We start from the raw sequence: 20236 nt of genomic DNA on the forward strand, positions 1-20236 counted from the left end.
TGATGGGCGAATACTCGGCAGCTCATCGCTTCCGTGAGTTCATCATGCATCTGCTTCGCCCCCTTATCCTCAGCGCTTGCCTGCTGCCGCTGGCCGCCCAGGCCGATCCTGTCCCGGTCCCGCCCGAGAAGATCGCCTATGTCGGCGACTGGCAGGGCAAGGACATGCGCATCCAGCTGGCCAAGGACGGCAAGGTCAAGTACAAGCGCAACCAGCCCGGCAAGAATCTCGACCTCAGCGTCGACCTGCAGGGTTTTAATGGCGATAACTTCGACGTCGGTGTCTTCCTGGTGCGCTCGACCTTCGTGGTCAGCAAGCCGCCGCATCGCGAGAACGGCAAGTGGAAGATGACGGTGGATGGGGTGGAGTTGACGAAAGTCGATTAACGCGGGTGCATGGTGGGCCGGGCCGCGATCGGACCCTGTGCCCACCATGCGTTACACCTTCAAGAATTCTTCCCGTCCACCGAGCCAGCGCGCCAGGTGCGCATCCACGATCTCCACATTCGGACCGGTCTCGCTCTCCAACAAGCTCGCGGCGATGTCGCGCGCATGCTCCACCAGCCACTGGTCGGTTTCTAAATCGGCAAAACGCAGCATCGCCTGTCCCGACTGGCGCGCGCCCAAAAACTCGCCCGGTCCGCGGATCTCCAGGTCGCGCCGTGCAATTTCAAAACCGTCGGTGGTCTCGCGCATCGTCATCAATCTCTGCTTCGCCACCTGGCCCAGCGGGCTTTGGTACAGGAGCAGGCAGACGCTGGCGGCCGAACCGCGTCCGACGCGCCCGCGCAGCTGGTGCAACTGCGACAGGCCGAAGCGCTCGGCGTGCTCGATCACCATCAACGAGGAGTTCGGCACGTCGACCCCGACCTCGATCACGGTGGTCGCCACCAGCACGTGTACCTCGCCCGCCGAGAATGCATCCATCACCGCCTGCTTTTCGAGCGGCTTCATGCGGCCGTGGACCAGCCCGACCTGCAAGTCGGGCAGGGCTTCGGCCAGGGTTTCGTAGGTTTCCGTCGCCGTCTGCAATTGCAGCGCTTCGGATTCTTCGATCAGCGGACAGACCCAGTAGGCCTGGCGCCCCTCGAGCACGGCCGCGTGCACGCGTTCGATGACTTCATCCCGACGATTCTGGTCGATGGCGCGGGTGACGATCGGCGTGCGTCCGGGCGGCAGTTCATCGATCACCGACACCTCGAGGTCGGCGTAATAGGTCATGGCCAGCGTGCGCGGGATCGGCGTCGCCGACATCATGAGCTGGTGCGGCACCAGGCCTTCGCTGCCCTTGTTGCGCAGGGTGAGGCGCTGACCGACGCCGAAGCGGTGCTGTTCGTCGACGATCACCAGGCCCAGTTTCGCAAACTGCACCGTGTCCTGGATCAGGGCGTGGGTGCCGATCACCAATTGTGCTTCGCCCGATTCGACCATCTCGCTGGCCGCCGTCTTTTCCTTTTTCTTCAGACTACCGGTGAGCCAGGCGACCTTCACGCCGAGCGGCTCCATCCAGGCCGCGATCTTCCTGAAATGCTGTTCGGCCAGGATCTCGGTCGGCGCCATCAGCGCCGCCTGGTAGCCGGAATCGATGGCCTGGGCGGCGGCCAGCGCCGCCACCACCGTCTTGCCGCTGCCGACGTCGCCCTGCAGCAGGCGCTGCATCGGATAGCCTTCATACAAGTCCTTGCGGATCTCCTTCACCACGCGCTGCTGGGCGCCGGTGAGCGAGAAGGGCAAGGCACGCAGGAAGCCTTCGGACAGCTCGCCTACCGCGCGCAGGGTCGGCGCGCCCTTGTCGCGGCGCGCACGCTGGGCCCGTTTCAGGGAGAGCTGCTGGGCCAGCAGCTCGTCGAACTTCATGCGCGTCCAGGCCGGATGCGACTTTTCCATCAGCGCATATTCGTCGACGTCGACCGGCGGGTAGTGCAGCAGCTTCACCGCCGGCTCGAAGTCCATCAGGCCCATCTGTCGGCGGATCGCGGCCGGCACCGTGTCGACCCAGCTGACGCGCCGCATCGCTTCTGCGATCGCACGGCGCAGGATCGGCTGCGACAGGCCTTCGCCCGACGGGTACACGGGCGTGAGCGAAGTCGGCAGAGGCGCGTTTTCGTTGACGACCTTATAGGTCGGGTGCACCATCTCGGCGCCGAAGAAGCCGTGCTTGATTTCGGTCCGCGCCCGCACGCGCACGCCCTCGGCCAGCTGTTTGACCTGGCTGCCGTAGAAGTTCATGAAGCGCAGCAGGAGTTCGCCGCTGTCGTCGGCAATCGTCACCAGCAGCTGCCGGCGCGGTTTCAGGGCGATCTCGTTCTTGATGACGACGCCCTCGACCTGCGACACATGGCCGCCGCGCAGGCAGGCCTCGCGGATCGGTACGATCTTGGTCTCGTCCTCGTAGCGCATCGGCAGGTGCAGGATCAGGTCCATGTCGCTGCGCAGGCCGAGCTTGGCGAGCTTGGTTTGTGTCGTTTTCGGGGCGGCAGGGGTTTTAGATGCAGGCATAAATGCGGCAGATTGACGTGTATCGGCGTAAAATAGAGGGTTCGCCGCACGTACTTGGGGCCATATTGTAAGGCTGCCAGCACTTATTTTCCCAGAATTGAACAGAATGTACTCGCTCTCCGATTTCGATTTCGACCTGCCGCCCGAACGCATCGCCCAATTGCCGCTGCCGGACCGCAGCGCTTCGCGCCTCCTGCAACTCGATGGCGAGCAGATCACCGACCGCCATTTCGCCGACATCCTCGACCAGCTGCAGCCGGGCGACCTGCTGGTGATGAACAATACCCGCGTTTTAAAAGCGCGCTTCTTCGGCGTGAAGGAAACCGGCGGCCAGGTCGAGGTGCTGGTCGAGCGCGTGCTGGACAACCGCACCGTGCTGGCCCAGGTACGCGCCTCGAAGTCGCCCAAGCCCGGCAACCGCATCCGCCTGGCCGACGCCTTCGACGTGACCACCGGCGAGCGCGCCGGCGAATTCTTCACCCTGCACTTCGAGGGCGACGTGTTCGAGCTGATCGAAGCGCACGGCCGCCTGCCTCTGCCACCCTACATCGAGCACACGGCCGACGAATTCGACGAGCAGCGTTATCAAACCGTGTATTCGAAGGAGCCGGGCGCCGTCGCCGCGCCGACCGCCGGCCTGCATTTTGATCAGCCGCTGCTCGACAAACTCAAGGCAAAGGGCGTCAACTTTGCCTACGTCACCCTGCACGTGGGCGCCGGCACCTTCCAGCCCGTGCGCGTGGAAGACCTCTCGCAGCACAACATGCACACCGAGTGGTACACGATCGCGCAGGAGACGGTGGACGCCGTGCGCGCCGCGAAAGCGGCTGGCCGCGATGTGGTCGCCGTCGGCACCACCTCGCTGCGCGCACTGGAATCGGCCTCCCAATCGGGCGAACTGGTGGCCGGCAGCGCCGACACCGCGCTGTTCATCACGCCTGGCTATCAATTCAAGACGGTGACGCGCCTGATCACCAACTTCCACCTGCCGAAGTCGACCCTGCTGATGCTGGTGTCGGCCTTTGCCGGCTATGCCGAGATCCGCAAGGCCTACGCCCATGCGATCGCCAACGAATACCGCTTCTTCAGCTACGGCGACGCCATGCTGCTGACGACCCGGGCCACGCTGGCCAATCCCACTTAAGATTTTCCCCGATGCTCGAATTTACCCTTCTTAAAAAAGACACCAGCGGCCTGTCGCACGCGCGCCGCGGCCGCCTCAAACTGAACCACGGCACCATCGAAACCCCGATCTTCATGCCGGTCGGGACCTACGGTTCCGTGAAGGCGATGGATCCGACGGAATTGAAGGAAGTCGGTTCCCAGATCATCCTCGGTAACACGTTTCACTTGTGGCTGCGCCCCGGCACCGAGGTGCTGAACAAGTTCGGCGGCCTGCACGGCTTCATGGGCTGGGACAAGCCGATTCTCACCGACTCGGGTGGCTTCCAGGTGTTCTCGCTGGGCGCGATGCGCAAGATTACGGAAGAGGGCGTGACCTTTGCGTCGCCGATCGACGGCTCGCGTAAATTCCTGTCGCCGGAAGTGTCGATGCAGATCCAGCGCGCGCTGAACTCGGACATCGTGATGCAGTTCGACGAATGCACCCCCTATGAGATCGACGGCCGCGCCGCCACCGCCGAAGAGGCGGCGAAGTCGATGCGCATGTCGCTGCGGTGGGCCCAGCGCTCGATGAACGAGTTCAAGGGCGGAGAAAATCCGAACGCGCTGTTCGGCATCGTCCAGGGCGGCATGTACGAGCACCTGCGCGACGAATCGCTGGCGGGACTGGAAGACATCAACTTCCCGGGCCTGGCGATTGGCGGCCTGTCGGTCGGCGAGCCGAAGGAAGACATGCAGCGCATCCTGGCCCACGTCGGCCCGCGCCTGCCGGAAAACAAGCCCCATTACCTGATGGGCGTCGGCACGCCGGAAGACCTGGTCGAAGGCGTGGCGAACGGCGTCGACATGTTCGACTGCGTGATGCCGACCCGGAATGCCCGTAACGGCTGGCTGTTCACGCGCTTCGGCGATGTGAAGATCAAGAACGCGCGCTATAAGGAAGACATGGCGCCGCTGGACGAGTCCTGCGACTGCTACTGCTGCAAGAATTTCTCGCGCGCTTACCTGCACCACCTGCACCGCTCGAACGAGATCCTGGGTGCGCGGCTGAATACGATTCACAACCTGCACTACTACCTGAAGCTGATGCAGGAGATCCGGGATGCGATCGATGCCGATGGCTTCCATGGCTTCCGCCTGAAGTTCGCTGCGGACCGGGCGCGCGGGGTGTAAATACTGGCGCGGCAACGCTGCCGTCTGTTGACGCGTGGAGTCCCGACTCCACGCGTTTTGTACATTCGATCGGCCAACTTATCTGCGATTTCCATCTTGCAATTTATGAATGTCATTCCCACCTACCGCGGAATGGCCGCTGGCAGTTAGCCGGTGCTAGAATACAGCGCTGTTTTTTTTATCTCACAATCGGAGTCCTTGTGTTCATTTCCAACGCGTACGCGCAAACCACCACCGCTGCCGACCCTGGCCTGATGGGCAACCTGACGACCTTTGCACCGCTGCTGATCATGTTCGTGGTCATGTATTTCCTCATGATCCGCCCGCAGCAGAAGCGCCAGAAAGAACTCAAGTCGATGATGGACGCGCTGGCCAAGGGCGACGAAGTCGTCACGGCAGGCGGCATCCTGGGCCGCGTCGTGCAGGTGAAAGACGCCTACGTCACCCTGGAAATCGCGGCCGGCACCGAAATGATCGTGCAGAAGAACGCGGTCACCACGCTGCTGCCGAAGGGTACGCTGAAGTCCCTGTAAGCCTGCGCCACGGCCCGCGATCGATCCCGACCGGGCCGTTGTCGCTTCAACACCCAACGCTGGAACACTATGAATCGCTATCCCGTCTGGAAATACATACTGATCGCTGTCGCGCTCCTGCTGGGCGCGCTGTACACGGCGCCTAATTACTTCGGCGAATCGCCGGCGTTGCAGGTCACGACCGGCAAGACGGCCGTCAAGATCACGAGCGACACCACGGCCCGGGTCGCGGACGTGCTGAAACGTGAAGGTGTTCCGGCAAACCAGGTGACCCTGGACGGTTCGAGCAACTCCTCGGCCGTGCGCGCCCGCTTCGACACCACCGATGCCCAGTTCAAGGCCAAGCTCGCGCTCGAGCGCCAGCTGAACCGCGACGCGACCGACCCCGACTACATCGTCACCGTCAACCTGGTCAAGAATACGCCTGCCTGGATGCAGAAACTGCGCGCGCTGCCGATGAACCTCGGCCTCGACCTGCGCGGCGGCGTCCACTTCCTGCTGCAGGTCGATGCCAAGGCCGTGCTGGAAACCAAGATGAAGGGCACGCAAGCGAGCGTGCGCAGCATCCTGCGCGACAAGAACGTTCGCCACGCCGGTATCGAGCGTAACGGCAACACCGTCGAAGTCACGTTCCGCGATGCCGAAACCCGCAATGCCGCGCGCAATGTCCTGTCGAGCCAGATCCAGGACCTGCAGCTGGCCGACGCCGCCGACGGCAGCGACCTGAAACTGCTCGTCACCCTGAAGCCGGAAGCGCTCAAGCGCACCGTCGAAGAAGGCGTGAACCAGAACATCACGACCCTGTCCAAGCGTATCAACGAACTCGGCGTGACCGAGCCGGTCATCCAGCGCCAGGGCGCCGACCGCATCGTCGTGCAGCTGCCGGGCGTGCAGGACGTGGCCCGTGCAAAGGACATCATCGGCCGCACCGCGACCCTGGAGATGCGCATGGTCGATTCCAGCGTGACCCCGGGCACCGAACTGTCGGCCGCGATTCCGCTCAATTCCGAACTGTTCACCGAAGGCCGTGGCGCCCCGGTCGTGGTCTCGAAAGACATCATCCTGACCGGCGACTACATCTCCAGTGCGGTTGCCACCTTCGACCAGAACCAGCAGCCGGCCGTCTCGATCGACCTGAACGGCGACGGCGGCCGCAAGATCCGCCTCGTGACCCGCGAAAACATCGGCAAGCGCATGGCGGTCCTGCTGAAAGAGAAGGGCAAATATACGGTCCCGACCGCCCCGACCATCCAGGGCGAACTCGGCTCGACCTTCCAGATCACCGGCATCGGCAGCATCCAGGACGCCAATGAACTGGCGCTGCTGCTGCGCTCGGGCGCGCTGTCGGCACCGATGGAATTCATCGAAGAACGCGTGGTCGGCCCGCAGCTCGGCGCCGAAAACATCAGCCGCGGCCTGCACTCGACGGTATGGGGCTTCGTCGCCATTGCCATCTTCATGATCATCTACTACCACGTATTCGGCGTGTTCAGCTCGCTGGCACTGGCCGCCAACGTGCTGTTCCTGCTGGCGCTGCTGTCGATGCTGCAGGCAACGCTGACCCTGCCGGGTATCGCGGCAATCGCGCTCGCGCTGGGTATGGCGATCGACGCGAACGTGCTGATCAACGAGCGTATCCGCGAAGAGCTGCGCGCCGGCGCCACGGCGCAGCAGGCCATCACGCAGGGCTTCAGCCATGCCTGGGACACGATTTTCGACTCCAACGTGACCACCCTGATCGTCGGCCTGGCGCTGCTGATCTTCGGTTCGGGCGCGGTGCGCGGCTTCGCCGTCGTCCATACCCTGGGCATCCTGACCTCGATGTTCTCGGCCGTGTTCGTCATGCGCGGCATCGTCAACTTCTGGTACGGCCGCCGCGGCAAGAAAGTGTCCAAGCTGTCGGTGGGCACTGTCTGGACCCCGGGCCTGCCCGCTGAAAAGAAATAAAGACTAGGAATCGTCATGGAATTTTTCAAAATCAAGCGGGACATCCCGTTCATGCGCCACGCGTTGATCTTCAACGTGATCTCGGCGCTGACCTTCGTCGCCGCCGTGTTCTTCCTGGTGACCAAGGGCCTGCATCTCTCGGTCGAGTTCACCGGCGGCACCGTGATGGAACTGCGTTATCCGCATGCGGCCGACCAGGAAAAGATCCGCGCCACGCTGCGTTCGATCGGCCATGAAGCGCCGGAAGTGGCCAGCTTCGGCACCGCCCAGGACATCATGCTGCGCCTGCCGCCGGTGAAGACCGCCGCCGGCGCCACGGTGTCGTCGGAAGCCTTCGCTGCCGTCTGCGCGTCCGAAGGCGGCACGCCGAAGCAGGTAACCGTGACGGAAAAGGGCCAGCCGGTGGCACGTACCAGCTGCGCAAACGCGGCCGGTGCCGAACTGGTGACGCTGCAGCGTGTCGACTTCGTCGGACCGCAGGTCGGCGACGAGCTGGCGCACGACGGCCTGAACGCCCTGATCATGGTCGTGGTCGGCGTCGTGATCTACCTGGCCGTGCGCTTCGAGTGGAAGTTCGCCGTCGCCGCCATCCTGGCGAACCTGCACGACGTCGTCATCATTCTCGGCTTCTTCGCCTTCTTCCAGTGGGAATTCTCGCTGACGGTGCTGGCGGCCGTGCTGGCGGTGCTGGGCTACTCGGTGAACGAATCGGTCGTCATCTTCGACCGGATCCGCGAAACCTTCCGCAAGCAGCGCAAGATGAGCGTGACCGAGGTCATCGACCACGCGATCACCAGCACCATCTCGCGTACCATCATCACCCACGCCTCGACCCAGATGATGGTGCTGTCGATGCTGTTCTTCGGCGGCCCGTCGCTGCACCACTTCGCCTTGGCGCTGACGATCGGCATCTGCTTCGGTATCTATTCGTCGGTGTTCGTGGCCGCCGCGCTGGCGATGTGGTTCGGCGTCAAGCGCGAAGACCTGATCAAGCCGGTCAAGGAAAAGGACGAAACGGACGGCGCCGTCGTCTGATCGTGTCACGGCATGCCTGCATGCCGATCCAAAAAAAATGCCGCGCGATTAACAATCGGGCGGCATTTTTCATTATTGTGTCGCTTTCTCAGCCATTTCACCCGCTTTGCATATCGATTTTCACAAAGAAATTACTCAAAAGTGAAATTTAGCTCGCCTGTGTGAGTTATCGCACAGAGTGTATGGATAGCGAAACCTTATAGTGGAACCGTCTCTTTCAGGACATCCCTAGTTTTGGACTTCACCCGCTCCCCCTCGGAGCGGGTTTTTTTTGCCCCAACGATAAATTGTGAAAACGGTAGAGAAAGATGTTACAAGTGTGAAGTGGCGCACAGAGTGTGCGGGAACCGGGAACTAATATGGACTCGTCTCTTTCAGGACATCCCTAGTTTTGGACTTTGCCCGCTCCCTGAGCGGGCATTTTTTTTTGGGACGTAGGGTGGGCGCCCCGTGCCCACCATATATATGCGCACCGTGGCACGCCAGGTGGGCACAGGGCGCCCACCCTACTCACAGCAAGGCCGACGTCAGGCTCTGCACTTCGTGCGCCGACTCTTCCATGATGCGCGCCAGCGTGCCGTCACCGACGGCGAAGTCGATGGTCGCCGCAGCCTGTACCGTGGTCGCGCCCGGACGTTCCAGCAAGGGAGAGGGAACCGGCGACAGGTCATTCGCCAGCAGCAGGGTATCGCCCAGGGTTTCCGGCGGCAGCGCGCGCATGCCGTTCCACATGGCTTCGATCGCGCCCATCACCGGCGCCGGCACGCCCAGTCTCAGCAGCACGCCGCGGCCGACCGCCACTTCGCCATGTTCCAGCCACTCGTCGGCATCGCCATCGAGCAGGCCCGGGTACAAATGCGCCTGCGACAGCATGTAGAAGCCGCCGACCTCGTGCACGATACCCGCGAACATCGCCGTTTCCGGATCGACGAAGGAAACGCGGCGCGCGATCACCTGGGCCAGCGCGGCCACGTGGGCCGAGTGGCGCCACAGCGCATCGGCACGGGCGCGCAGGTCAGGATCGGTGATTTCGCTGCTCAGCTGACGCACGATGACGCTGGCCGCCAGCGCGCCCAGCGTGCGGAAACCGACGCGCTGGACCGCTGCACGCACGTTGGTCACGTCGTTGCCGGAGCGGTTATAGGTAACGGAGTTGGCAATCGCCACGGTGCGCGCCGCCAGCAGGGGCTCGGCCTGGACCAGGCGGGCCGCCGCATCGGCATGGCATTCGGGATCGTTCAGGGCTTGCTGCAGCCTGAGCGTGGCGTCGACATTCGTCGGGAAGCTGAGTTCGCCGCGAATGGCCTGTGCCGCGATACTCTTGAGGGCGTCGAGTCTGTCCATCGAAAAATTATACCTGCAATGGTCAGACTCACCCCAGGCAAAATTTGCCGTGGGGCACTTTTACAACGGCAGAGTAGGTACTTACTCTTCGCTGAAGATGGCGTCGCAGCCTTCCTTCAGCTCCTCGGTGTCCTGCAGCTCGTCCACCAGGCCGAGGTCGATCAGCTCTTCGACGGCATTCATGAAGTTGTTCAATTTCGCTGCGCCGATCAGGCGATAGATTTCGCCGGCTTCGTTGCGCACGCCGATCAGCATCTTGTGCTGGCGGACTTCTTCCTCGGTAGCCACGTCGAGCAAGATATTGCCGATGATATGCTTGTCGAAGTGGGCGGGCTTTTTGCCCTCGAGCAGGGTGGTTTTCAAGATTCTTCCTTTTGTTGTAGTGATAAGGGGGACGGGCGTCCGGCGTTGCCAATGCGCTCGCGCAGCTTCTTCAAAGCGCCATCCATCTCGTCGAACTCGGCCTCGCTGTACTCCGCAAACAATTGCTTGCCATGGGCGACCACTTTCGGGAACACCTCCCGGAACACGGCATCGCCCGCGGCGCTCAGGCGCACGTGGAAAGAGCGCTTGTCGTCGCTGCTGCGTTCGCGCAGCACGATGCCCTTCTGTTCGAGGCGCTCGATGACGCCGGTCAGCGTGCCCTTGGTGATCAGGGTGCGCTCGCCGAGTTCCTTGTAGCTCATGCCCTCGGTATTGCCCAGTGTCGCGATGATGTCGAATTGCGCGTGCGTCAAACCGTATTGCCGCACTGTCTCGCCCGAATACCGCTCGAAACCTTGCAGGCATTCGGCCAGCAAGCGGACGCTTTTTAAATATCGTTCCCCCATGACCCAGGATTATAGCTGTCCAGGGGCGAGGGGCGCGCCTGTCAGCAAGCATAGGTCAGCCCGCGGTTCGCCTTTTATGGAAGAGGCGCGTACCATAGACGCTTTTGCCGGTTTTACTACGAATGACCCGTCACCTCCACGGCATCCTCGCCCTGTTGCTCGTCACCCTGGTCTGGGGCACGACTTTCCCCGCCATGAAGGATTTGACGGGCCACTTCTCGGCGGTGTGGATCATCCTGGTGCGGTTTGCCCTGGCGGCACTCTTGCTGTCGCCCTTCCTGTGGCGCGCGAAACTGGCCGACGCGAAATCGGGCGCCATCCTCGGCGGCTTGCTGTTCTTCTGCTTCGTGTTCCAGGTCGAGGGCCTGGCGCTGACCAGCTCGAACCGCAACGCCTTCATTTGCGGCCTGAACGTGCTGGTCGTGCCCCTGCTCGGCGTGCTGGCCGGACGCCTGCCCGAGCGGCGCATCGTGCTGGCCCTGGTCATGTCGATCGCCGGCCTGGCCGCCCTGTGCTGGGACGGCGGCGCCTGGGGCCTGGGCGATTCGCTCGCCCTGATGAGCGCGCTGTGCTTCGGTGTCTACATCAAGGTGATGGAAGTGCGCACCCGCAGCGCCACCAGATTACTCAGCGTTACCGCCTCTCAAATCGGCACCGTCGCCCTGTGCGCGATGGTGTGGCTGCTGGCGAGAGAAGTGCCGGGCGATGCTGCCGCCCGCGGCGCCCGGATCGGCGGCGTGGTCACTGCCATCGGCCAGCACGTGTGGAATTTTGCTTATCTCGGCGTGATCGCCACCGCCGCCATCATCTCGCTGCAAACCTGGGGTCAGTCGCGCACGACGGCCAACGAGGCGGCCGTCGTCTACGCATTCGAGCCGGCCGCCGCCGCCTTTTTCGGCTACTTCTGGCTGGGCGAGGCGATGACGGCGCGGGGCTGGCTGGGCGGCTTGCTGTTGATCTCCGGTATGATAGTCAGCCAATGGAATTCCGAACGCCGGCCCGCCGCCGCGCTGGCCCCCGAGTGATGACGCGCCTGACCTGTCCCGATGCCGCAAGCTGAACTGTCCGTCCTGGCGCAGGAACGGCCGCTGCGCATTTTATTGGTCAACGCCGGCGAACCGGACGCCCTGACCTGGTCCGGCCTGGTGCAACCGCTGCGCCAGGCCGCGAAAATCCTCGGCCCCGAGCGCCTGCACGTCGACGTGCGCAGCCCGGACAAGTTCACGAGCGATGCGCAGCGGCACTGGCACCTGGTGCTGCTGGCTGCCGACGAGGCGCAATCCGGTCTCAAACCTGCCAACTTCCGCGCGCTGGTCGAGCGCTGCCGTGCTGCGCCGTTCTGGGGCGGCGTTGGCGCCGGGGTGTTGTGGCTGGCGGAAGCGGGCGCGCTGAACGGCGTGCGCACGGCGTTTCCGTGGTCGCTGTATGCCGATGCCGACAGCCGGGCGGACCAGGCGATTTTTACGCCGCACCTGTATGAGATCGATGGGAATCGGCTGACCTGCTGTGGTGGCGCCGCATCCGTGGATTTCGCGCTGACCCTGATCGACATCATCTTCGGTTCCAACGTGCAGGCGCCCGTCAAGGAGTTGCTGTGCGTGGACCGCGTGCGCGGTCGCGAGGAGCGCCAGCGCGTTGCCCTGCAGGCGCGCTTCGGGACGCTGCAGCCGAAGTTGACGGAAGCCGTGACCCTGATGGAGGCGAATATCGAGGAGCCGCTGTCGACCGATGAGATTGCCCAGCTGGCCGGTGTCTCCCGGCGCCAGCTCGAAAGACTGTTCAAGCAGTATCTCGGCAGCTTGCCGTCGCGTTATTACCTGGAACTGCGTTTGAACCGGGCGCGGCAGTTGTTGTTGGATACGAATTACTCGATCGTGCAGGTGGGACTGATGTGCGGCTTTTCGTCGGGGTCGCACTTTTCGACGGCCTTTGGCGCCTTGTTCGGGAATACGCCGCGGGAAGAGCGGCAGCGCAAGCTGGCGGAGTAAGCGTGCGGGCGCCTGCCGTGCTCGGTGCTAGACTTGTGGCCGTCTGACATCCGATACCGGCTGAGGTCGCGCCCATGCGCCGCGTGCCTCACCCGTACCCCGCGTTCCGGTTTTCGCCGGCAGCGCCCTTGGCCCAAGCCCGCAGGCTGCGCCCGCTATTCCCATTTCAGCTTCAAGGAGTTCCATTGAGCATGCGGTTTTCTTCTCTCCTCTTCGTGCTTCTCTTCCTGCTTGCACTGGTTTCGCCGGCGCGCGCCGGCCTGCTGCCCGGTGCGCAGGCGTCCGCGCCTCCTCAACCCGTCGTGCTGCCCGATCCCCTCAAGCGCGAGACGCCGCGCTCGATGATCTCCGGCCTGATCGCCGCCCTGGCCGAGCACGACTACGACCGCGCCGCCCAGTATTTCGATTCGCCGCTGAACAGCAACCGCCAGCGCATCAACGCCGCCACGCAAGCCCGCAATTTCCAGGCGCTGCTCGATAACGGCGGCTCGCTCGAACCCTACGCCGCCGTCTCGAACGACGCCGTCGGCCGCATCGACGACGAACTGCCGGTCGAGCAAGAGCGCGTCGGCCAGGTCAGCATCGGCGGCAAGAAAGTCCCGGTGCTGCTGAGCCGCGGCGAAGAAGACGGCGTGCAGGTCTGGAAAATCTCGCGCGACACCGTCAGCCAGATTGCCGCGGCGGGCCAGCGCGTGCAGGCGGCCACGCAGGACGAGCTGATCGTCGCCGGCGCCCCGCTCAAGGATTGGGGCATGCTGATCGGGCTGGGCGTGATGCTGTTCGGCGGCCTGTGGGTGGTAGCCGCGCTGCTGGTCGCCATCATGCGGCGCCTGGTCGCCGATCCTGCGGCAAGCGGCTTGTACCGCTTCTTCGAGGCGGCCTTGCCGCCATTTAGCCTGCTTATTGCCGGCTTCGTGTTCTTCACCTGGGCCGAACGGCTGCCGGTCGCCATCGTCGCGCGCCAGGCCTTGCTGCGCTACGCGGGCATCGTTTCCGTCATCGCCTTTGTCTGGTTCGGCCTGCGTATGGTCGATGCCATCTCCCAGCTGGCCATCGCCCGCATGCAGCGCCGCCAGCGGCGCCAGGTCGTCTCCGTGATCACCCTGCTGCGGCGCACGGTCAAGGTGCTGTTGCTGCTGTTCTCCGGCATCGGCATCCTCGACACCTTCGGCATCGACGTCACCACCGGTATCGCCGCCCTCGGTATCGGCGGTATCGCCCTGGCCCTCGGTGCCCAGAAGACCGTGGAAAACCTGGTGGGCAGCGTGACCGTGATTGCCGACCGTCCCGCGCAGGTGGGCGACTTCATCAAGGTTGGCGACCTGGTCGGGACCGTCGAGGACGTCGGCATCCGCTCGACCCGCATCCGCACCCTGGAGCGCACCCTGGTCACGATCCCGAACGGCGACTTGTCGGCGCGCCAGATCGAGAATTTTGCGGCGCGCGACCGCTTCCTGTTCAATCCCGTGATTGCCATCGACTACCAGGTGCCCTCCGCCAAGCTGCGCGAGGCGCTCGGCATCGTCCATGGGGTGCTGGCCGAGCACGACAAGATCGCCGAAGGTTTCCGCGCGCGCCTGGGCCGGATCGCCGAGCGCGCGTTCAATATCGAAGTGTTTGCGTATATCGACGTGAGCGACTTCGAGGTCAATGTCGTCATTCGCGAGGAACTGTTATTGACGATTTACGAGCGGCTGGAGAAGGCGGGGATCGGGCTGGCGTTCCAGACGCAGATGACGGTGTTTTCGCCGGAGCAGCTGGGGGTGTTGACGCGGGACCGGTCAATGCTGCGGGAGCGGGCGGCGAATGCGTCGCGCATCGGCTCCTGAATACAAAGGCCGATGCCGGGAGTAGACTGGCTGTATGCAAAAAGGAGGTGCGCCATGAAAGCTGTTATGGCCGCGCTGCTCGCCAGCGTCGCCTTTTCCGCCCACGCCGATTTTACCTCCGCCCACCAGGTCGACCTCGACACACCCGGGGCACTCGAGCGCGTCCAGCGCGACCATCCCGCCCATGTCCGTGCCATTACCGAGATCCTGCGCGAAGCGCCGTATCAGCGGCCACAGGCGCTGTCGGGCTGGGTGCGCACTGCGTTCGACGCAAAAATGGCGTCAGCCATGCTGATCAAGACCAGTTATCCGCCGCAGGCCCGGCTCCAATTCGTGCTGGACGATACCGAATACCGGGCGCTGGTTACGCTGCGCAATGTCGAACCGTCCCTGTCTCCTACACGCTAGAAAAGATGAGAGACGTTCAGTTTGCCGCCCCACCTGGCATTGAGATACTCGGTAGCAAGCCGCCGATGGCAGTGGTGAGGCTTGTCTTCGCTGCATAGCAGACATCCTCCCACGAACAGGGATATGTCCAAATGATCTTCCACGCGGCGCCGTTCGAGCAAGTCGATATAGGCCCGCGCATACGTGTCCCACGGCATCTCTTTCGATCGGTAACGCTTGAGCATCTCTCCCTCTGGTGCCAGGTCAGGCAATTCGATGTATTGCGCTCCAAGCAGTTCAGAGAGAAAAAATTTCAGGTCTGCCTTTTTGGCGAAACCCGCCAGTTGCGAGGTGTTGTTCAAGCGTACGTCCAGCAGGGTGCGCACGTTTGCTGTCCGCAGGAGCTTGAAAAAAGTTTCTGCCGACTTGTTGGTGAAGCCAATTGTCGAAACTGCAATTTTCGTCATAGCCTGCTCCTTCTTTCGTCAGCGGTGCGGACAAGCTGGCACTGAGCCATTTTACTTTGTTGAGGTAGCCAGCGCCCCTTCATTCCCTGCCAAAAATGAAAATCCCCGTCGCACTTCTGCAAGAACCCGCTACCCCTCCCTCCGTATAATGCCCAGACTCGGCGCCCGCGTCCCGGCGCGCCTGTCACTACATAGGATGAGGAAAAAGTCATGAATGCAAAGCTTGATTCGGGTGTCACAACGCGGCCTGTCACTCGGCAGACCTTCGACGAAGTCCTCGTTCCGACCTACGCTCCCGCCGCGATGGTGCCGGTGCGCGCCTCGGGCCTGGACGTGTGGGACCAGGAAGACAAGCATTACCTCGACTTCACCTCGGGCATCGCGGTCTCGAGCCTCGGCCACGCCAACCCGGTGCTGGTCGATGCGCTGACCAAGCAGATCGGAACCCTGTGGCACCTCGGTAACGGCTACACCAACGAGCCGGTGCTGCGCCTGGCATCGGCCCTGGTCGAAGCGACCTTCGCCGACCGCGCCTTCTTCTGCAACTCGGGCGCGGAAGCGAACGAAGCGGCCCTGAAATTGGCCCGCAAGTACGCGCACACCAAGTTCGGTCCGCACAAATCGCGCATCATTTCCTGCCTGTCGTCCTTCCACGGCCGCACGCTGTTCACCGTCTCGGTCGGCGGCCAGCCGAAGTACACCGAAGGCTTCGAGCCGCTGCCGCAGGAAATCAACCACATTCCGTACAACGACATCGAAGCGGCACGCGCCGCCATCCTCGATGATGTCGCCGCCGTGATCGTCGAGCCGATCCAGGGCGAGGGCGGTGTCATCCCGGGTAACAAGGAGTACCTGAAAGCGCTGCGCGAGTTCTGCGACAAGACCGGCGCGCTGCTGGTCTTCGACGAAGTGCAGTCGGGCGTGGGCCGTACCGGCGCCTTCTACGCCTACATGGACACTGGCGTGACCCCGGACATTCTCACCAGCGCCAAGGCCCTGGGCAACGGCTATCCGATCGGCGCCATGCTGACGACGAACGAGATCGCCCAGCACTTCAACGTCGGCTCGCACGGCACCACCTACGGCGGCAACCCGCTGGCGGCAACCGTCGCGCTGAACGTGGTCGAGATGATCAACCAGCCGGCCTTCCTGGCGCGCGTCAAGGAAGCCAGTGCGAAAATCTTCGGCAACCTGGAGAAGCTGAGCGCCGACTACCCGCAGCTGTTCGGCAAGGCACGCGGCCTGGGCCTCCTGATCGGTCTCCCGCTGGCCGAAGGTTTCAAGGGCCGCGCCAAGGACGTCACCAAGATCGCCGAGAAGATGGGCCTGATGCTGCTCATCGCCGGCCCGGACGTGATCCGCATGGCGCCGGCGCTGATCGTGTCGGATGCGCAGATCGCGGAAGCCGATCGCATCCTGCGCGCCGCGGTCGAGGAATTTCTCGCTACCGCGTAAGCCTTAGCGCTTGAACTACCGTCCCGGCTTGTCGCTGCAGAGCGCGGCCGGGATCCGTTCGCATTCACCCCGCAGTGACCCTTTGAGGGAGACCCCATGTATGTTGTCCGTCCGGTAGAACTTGCGGATGTCGACGCGCTGGTGAGCCTGGCCGCCGTGCTGACGGGCGGCGTGCACACGCTGCCGCGCACGCCCGAGACCATCGGCGCCTTCGTCGAACGTTCGATCGCCTCGTTCGCGGCGCAAGTCGATATTCCGAGCGAGGAGTCCTACCTGTTCGTGCTGGAAGAGACAAGCAGCGGCGAGGTCGTCGGCACGGCCGCCGTGCATGCGTCGGCGGGCTCGAACGGCACCTATTTCGCGTTCCGCAACGACGTGATCCAGCAGGTCTCGCGCGACCTGAACATCTCGCACAGCGTGCATGCCTTGACGCTCTGCTCCGAACTGACGGCCTGCTCGCAGCTGGCCGGTTTTCACCTGCGCGACCGCGAACATGCCGGCATCGAAGCCGCGCTGCTGTCGCGCGCGCGCCTGCTGTTCGCGGTGCTGGCGCCGCACCGCTTCGGCGACCGCTTCTTCGTGCCGCTCGCCGGCGTCACCGATGGTGATGGCCAGTCGCCGTTCTGGAATGCGCTGGGCCGTAAATTCTTCAAGATGGACTTCCTCGACGCCGAACGCGTCATCGGCGGCGCGCGCAACCGCACCCTGATCGTCGAGCTGATGCCGCACTATCCGGTCTACGTGCCGCTGCTGCCGGGCGATGCCCAGGCGGCGATGGGCCAGATCCATCCGAGCGGCCAGCTGGCTTTCAAACTGCTGACGGAAGAGGGCTTCGAAGCGGACGAATATGTCGACATCTTCGACGGCGGTCCGATCCTGGCGGCCCACAAGCTCTCCTTGCGTTCGTTCTGCGCCTCGCAGAAGCGCCGCGTCGAGAACGCGTCGCGGGGGAGTGCGGAGAACCTCGTCACCTACGCGGTGGCGACGAACGCCGAACGCTTCCGCGCCATCACCGTGTCCTGCCCGCCTTGCGACACTTCCGACGCCTTGTGCCTGCCCGCGGCAGCACAGCAGGCGCTGGGCGTGGCGCCGGGCGACAGCGTCATTTGCGTCCGAATCTGAGGAAAGCACCATGCTAGTCATCCGTTCCATTGCTGCCTCGGACCTCGACCCGCTGATCGACATGGCGCGCGAAGTCGGCGGCGGCATGACCACCCTGAAACCGGACCGCCAGATGCTGGGCGACCGCGTCGCCTGCGCCGTGGCCTCGTTCCAGGAAACGATTCCGCCCGAAGAGCGCGACTACATGTTCGTGCTCGAGGATACCGAGACCGGCAAGCTGGCCGGCGTCTGCGCCATCAAGGCCGCGGTCGGCCTGAACGAACCCTTCTACAACTACCGCATCGGCACCCTGGTGCACTCCAGCCGCGAACTGAACGTGTTTACGCGCATGGAGACCCTGTACCTGTCGAACGATCTGACCGGTGCGACCGAACTGTGCTCGCTGTTCCTGCAGCCGGATTACCGTGTGGGCTACAACGGCAAGTGGCTTTCCAAAAGCCGTTTCCTGTTCATCGCCCAGTTCCAGCAGCTGTTCACCGAGAAGATCATCGCCGAGATGCGCGGCTACCTGCTGGAAGACGGCACCAGTCCCTTCTATGAAGGCCTGGGCCGCCACTTCTTCAAGATGGATTTCAACCACGTCGACGGCCTGACCGCGATGGGCAAGAAATCCTTTATCGCCGAGCTGATGCCGCGGCAGCCTTTATATGTTGACTACCTGCCGGAGTCGGCGCGCGAAGTCATCGGCCAGGTGCACCGCTCGACCCTGCCTGCCCGCAAGCTGCTGGAGCAGGAGGGCATGCACTACGAGGGCTATGTCGACATCTTCGATGCCGGCCCGGTGCTGCAAGGACGCGTCAAGGAACTGCGTTCGGTGCGCGACAGCGTGCTGCGCGTGTCCCGCGAAGGCCGCGCCGAAGGCGAGACCGAATGCCTGCTGGTGTCGAACACGAAGCTCGACGATTTCCGCATGGTGCTGGCGCAGACCACGGTCGAAGGTGCGGAGGTCTGCCTCTCGGCCCAGGAACTGGCGCTGCTGCACGTCCAGGCGGGCGACCCGGTGCGCACGCTGACACTCAACGTAAGGAAGAACAATGGCTAACCTGTCGAATTTTATTAACGGCGCGTGGCTCGCCGGCAGCGGCGCGGAACTGGTCACGATCGACCCGTCAAATGGCCGCCAGACCTGGACCAGCAAGGAATCGACTGGCGAGGACGTGGCGCGCGCCGCCGAAGCAGCCCGCGACGCCTTCGAAGACTGGGCCCTGCGTCCACTGGAAGAGCGCATCGCCATCGCCACCCGTTTCCGCGACCTGCTGAAGGAACACGCGGAAGAGCTGGCGGGCATCATCGCCGAGGAAGTCGGCAAACCGCTGTGGGAAGCGCGCACGGAAGTGGCGACCATGGCGAATAAAATCGACATCTCGGTCCAGTCCTATGGCGCCCGCACGGGCGAATCGAACGCCAAGGTCGCCGACGGCAATGCCGTGCTGCGCCACCGTCCGCACGGCGTGTTCGCCGTCTATGGCCCGTATAACTTCCCGGGCCACCTGCCGAACGGCCACATCGTGCCGGCCCTGATCGCCGGGAACACGGTCGTCTTCAAGCCGAGCGAGTATGCGCCGCGTACCGCCGTCAAAACCGTGCAGCTGTGGGAGCAGGCCGGCCTGCCGAAAGGTGTGCTGAACCTGGTGAACGGCGGCCGCGACACCGGCATCGCCCTCGGCCAGAACCCGCTGATCGACGGCGTGCTGTTCACCGGCAGCAGCCAGACCGGCGCCGCCCTGCATAAGCAGTTCGGCGGCCAGCCGGGCAAGATGCTGGCGCTGGAAATGGGCGGCAACAACCCGCTCGTCGTCTGGGATGTCGAGAACATCGACGCCGCCGTGCACCACGCCGTGATGTCGGCCTTTATTTCGGCCGGCCAGCGCTGCACCTGCGCGCGCCGCCTGATCGTGCAGGACTCCCCGGCAGGCCAGGCCTTCGTCGAGCGCCTGGTGGAAGTGGCGTCGAAATTGCAGGTTGGCGCCTCGACTGCCGAGCCGCAGCCATTCATGGGCCCAGTGGTCTCGGCGGCGGTGGCCAAGCGTCTGGTGCAGGCGCAGGCCGAGATGGAAGCCAAGGGTGGAAAAGTGCTGCTGCAGATGCGCCAGCTCGACCCGAACGCAGGCTTCGTCACCGCCGGCATCGTCGACGTGACCGATGCGCAAGGGATTCCGGACGAAGAGTGGTTCGGTCCGCTGCTGCAGATCATCCGCGTCAAGGACTTCGATGCGGCGGTGAAGGCGGCGAACGCCACCGAATTCGGCCTCGCCGCCGCGCTGCTGTCGCCATCGGAAGAATTGTGGAAACGCTTCGCGATCAAGGCGCGCGCCGGCATCGTCAACTGGAACCGCCCGACCACCGGCGCGGCCAGCTCGGCGCCGTTCGGCGGCGTCGGCAAATCGGGCAATCATCGCCCAAGCGCGTATTATGCTGCCGATTACTGCGCTTACCCGGTCGCCTCGATCGAGACCTCCGAACTTGAACTGCCGGCCAAGCTGTCGCCGGGACTGGTGCTTTAACT

19 protein-coding genes are annotated in these 20236 nt (G+C 63.7%); 14 read left to right on the forward strand and 5 right to left on the reverse strand.

Going from position 1 to position 20236, the window contains the following annotated elements:
- Window positions 1–44 precede the first annotated feature (44 nt).
- Window positions 45–386 (forward strand): hypothetical protein, encoded by a 342-nt coding sequence (locus C2862_RS19425; protein ID WP_136221793.1) that lies wholly within the window; start codon window positions 45–47, stop codon window positions 384–386.
- A 51-nt stretch (window positions 387–437) separates the two neighbouring features.
- Here C2862_RS19425 and recG read toward each other — a convergent pair whose 3' ends face one another.
- Window positions 438–2606, reverse strand: a complete 2169-nt coding sequence (recG, locus tag C2862_RS19430; protein WP_373888267.1) for an ATP-dependent DNA helicase RecG — start codon at window positions 2604–2606, stop codon at window positions 438–440.
- On the opposite strand from recG, the gene queA reads away from it, so the two are divergent.
- The 5 genes from queA (at window position 2605) to secF (ending at window position 8308) form a co-directional block, all read left to right on the forward strand.
- A complete protein-coding gene (queA, locus tag C2862_RS19435; protein ID WP_136221795.1) occupies window positions 2605–3642 on the forward strand; it encodes a tRNA preQ1(34) S-adenosylmethionine ribosyltransferase-isomerase QueA in 1038 nt (345 codons plus the stop codon). The genes recG and queA overlap by 2 nt on opposite strands.
- An 11-nt stretch (window positions 3643–3653) precedes the next feature.
- Entirely contained in the window at window positions 3654–4793 is a 1140-nt protein-coding gene (gene tgt, locus C2862_RS19440; protein WP_136221796.1) for a tRNA guanosine(34) transglycosylase Tgt, read from the forward strand.
- 200 nt (window positions 4794–4993) lie between these two features.
- Window positions 4994–5326 carry a preprotein translocase subunit YajC gene (gene yajC / locus C2862_RS19445; protein WP_136221797.1) on the forward strand — a complete coding sequence of 111 codons (333 nt, stop codon included), beginning with the start codon at window positions 4994–4996 and terminating at the stop codon, window positions 5324–5326.
- Between the two features lie 69 nt (window positions 5327–5395).
- Window positions 5396–7273: a protein translocase subunit SecD gene (gene secD / locus C2862_RS19450; RefSeq protein WP_136221798.1), complete on the forward strand. Its 1878-nt coding sequence runs from the start codon at window positions 5396–5398 to the stop codon at window positions 7271–7273.
- 15 nt (window positions 7274–7288) lie between these two features.
- Complete coding sequence (gene secF, locus C2862_RS19455) at window positions 7289–8308, forward strand: protein translocase subunit SecF (RefSeq protein WP_136221799.1); 1020 nt, start codon at window positions 7289–7291, stop codon at window positions 8306–8308.
- Window positions 8309–8818: 510 nt separating this feature from the next.
- Here secF and C2862_RS19460 read toward each other — a convergent pair.
- The 3 genes from C2862_RS19460 to C2862_RS19470 form a co-directional block, all read right to left on the reverse strand.
- Window positions 8819–9652 (reverse strand): HDOD domain-containing protein, encoded by an 834-nt coding sequence (locus tag C2862_RS19460; RefSeq protein ID WP_136221800.1) that lies wholly within the window; start codon window positions 9650–9652, stop codon window positions 8819–8821.
- Window positions 9653–9733: 81 nt separating this feature from the next.
- On the reverse strand, window positions 9734–10015 hold the full coding sequence (locus C2862_RS19465; protein WP_136221801.1) for a hypothetical protein: 282 nt from the start codon (window positions 10013–10015) through the stop codon (window positions 9734–9736).
- Window positions 10012–10482: a MarR family winged helix-turn-helix transcriptional regulator gene (locus tag C2862_RS19470; protein ID WP_136221802.1), complete on the reverse strand. Its 471-nt coding sequence runs from the start codon at window positions 10480–10482 to the stop codon at window positions 10012–10014. The genes C2862_RS19465 and C2862_RS19470 overlap by 4 nt, the downstream gene beginning before the upstream one ends.
- A 122-nt stretch (window positions 10483–10604) precedes the next feature.
- Here C2862_RS19470 and C2862_RS19475 point away from each other — a divergent pair, with 122 nt between their 5' ends.
- From C2862_RS19475 to C2862_RS19490, 4 genes are all read left to right on the forward strand, one after another.
- On the forward strand, window positions 10605–11507 hold the full coding sequence (locus tag C2862_RS19475; protein WP_136221803.1) for a DMT family transporter: 903 nt from the start codon (window positions 10605–10607) through the stop codon (window positions 11505–11507).
- A 21-nt stretch (window positions 11508–11528) separates the two neighbouring features.
- Window positions 11529–12470 (forward strand): GlxA family transcriptional regulator, encoded by a 942-nt coding sequence (locus tag C2862_RS19480; protein ID WP_136221804.1) that lies wholly within the window; start codon window positions 11529–11531, stop codon window positions 12468–12470.
- A 191-nt stretch (window positions 12471–12661) separates the two neighbouring features.
- Complete coding sequence (locus C2862_RS19485; RefSeq protein ID WP_136221805.1) at window positions 12662–14299, forward strand: mechanosensitive ion channel family protein; 1638 nt, start codon at window positions 12662–12664, stop codon at window positions 14297–14299.
- Between the two features lie 54 nt (window positions 14300–14353).
- Window positions 14354–14707, forward strand: coding sequence for a hypothetical protein (locus tag C2862_RS19490; protein WP_136221806.1), 354 nt, complete (start codon window positions 14354–14356; stop codon window positions 14705–14707).
- On the opposite strand, the gene C2862_RS19495 is transcribed toward C2862_RS19490, so the two are convergent.
- Window positions 14704–15153: a DUF488 family protein gene (locus tag C2862_RS19495; RefSeq protein WP_136221807.1), complete on the reverse strand. Its 450-nt coding sequence runs from the start codon at window positions 15151–15153 to the stop codon at window positions 14704–14706. The genes C2862_RS19490 and C2862_RS19495 overlap by 4 nt on opposite strands.
- A gap of 210 nt (window positions 15154–15363) precedes the next feature.
- On the opposite strand from C2862_RS19495, the gene astC reads away from it, so the two are divergent.
- The 4 genes from astC (at window position 15364) to astD (ending at window position 20234) form a co-directional block, all read left to right on the forward strand.
- Window positions 15364–16608, forward strand: a complete 1245-nt coding sequence (astC, locus tag C2862_RS19500; protein ID WP_136221808.1) for an acetylornithine/succinylornithine family transaminase — start codon at window positions 15364–15366, stop codon at window positions 16606–16608.
- A 96-nt stretch (window positions 16609–16704) separates the two neighbouring features.
- Window positions 16705–17730 carry an arginine N-succinyltransferase gene (locus tag C2862_RS19505; RefSeq protein WP_136221809.1) on the forward strand — a complete coding sequence of 342 codons (1026 nt, stop codon included), beginning with the start codon at window positions 16705–16707 and terminating at the stop codon, window positions 17728–17730.
- A gap of 10 nt (window positions 17731–17740) precedes the next feature.
- The gene (astA, locus tag C2862_RS19510) at window positions 17741–18772 is read left to right on the forward strand and encodes an arginine N-succinyltransferase (RefSeq protein WP_136221810.1); all 1032 of its coding nucleotides are present in this window, start codon (window positions 17741–17743) and stop codon (window positions 18770–18772) included.
- On the forward strand, window positions 18765–20234 hold the full coding sequence (gene astD / locus C2862_RS19515; protein ID WP_136221811.1) for a succinylglutamate-semialdehyde dehydrogenase: 1470 nt from the start codon (window positions 18765–18767) through the stop codon (window positions 20232–20234). Before astA ends, astD begins: the two co-directional genes overlap by 8 nt.
- The last annotated feature ends 2 nt before the right edge of the window (window positions 20235–20236 follow it).

Origin of the sequence: Massilia sp. Mn16-1_5, from assembly GCF_004798585.1 — a bacterium.
In the GTDB taxonomy this organism is placed as follows: Bacteria; Pseudomonadota; Gammaproteobacteria; order Burkholderiales; family Burkholderiaceae_D; genus Telluria.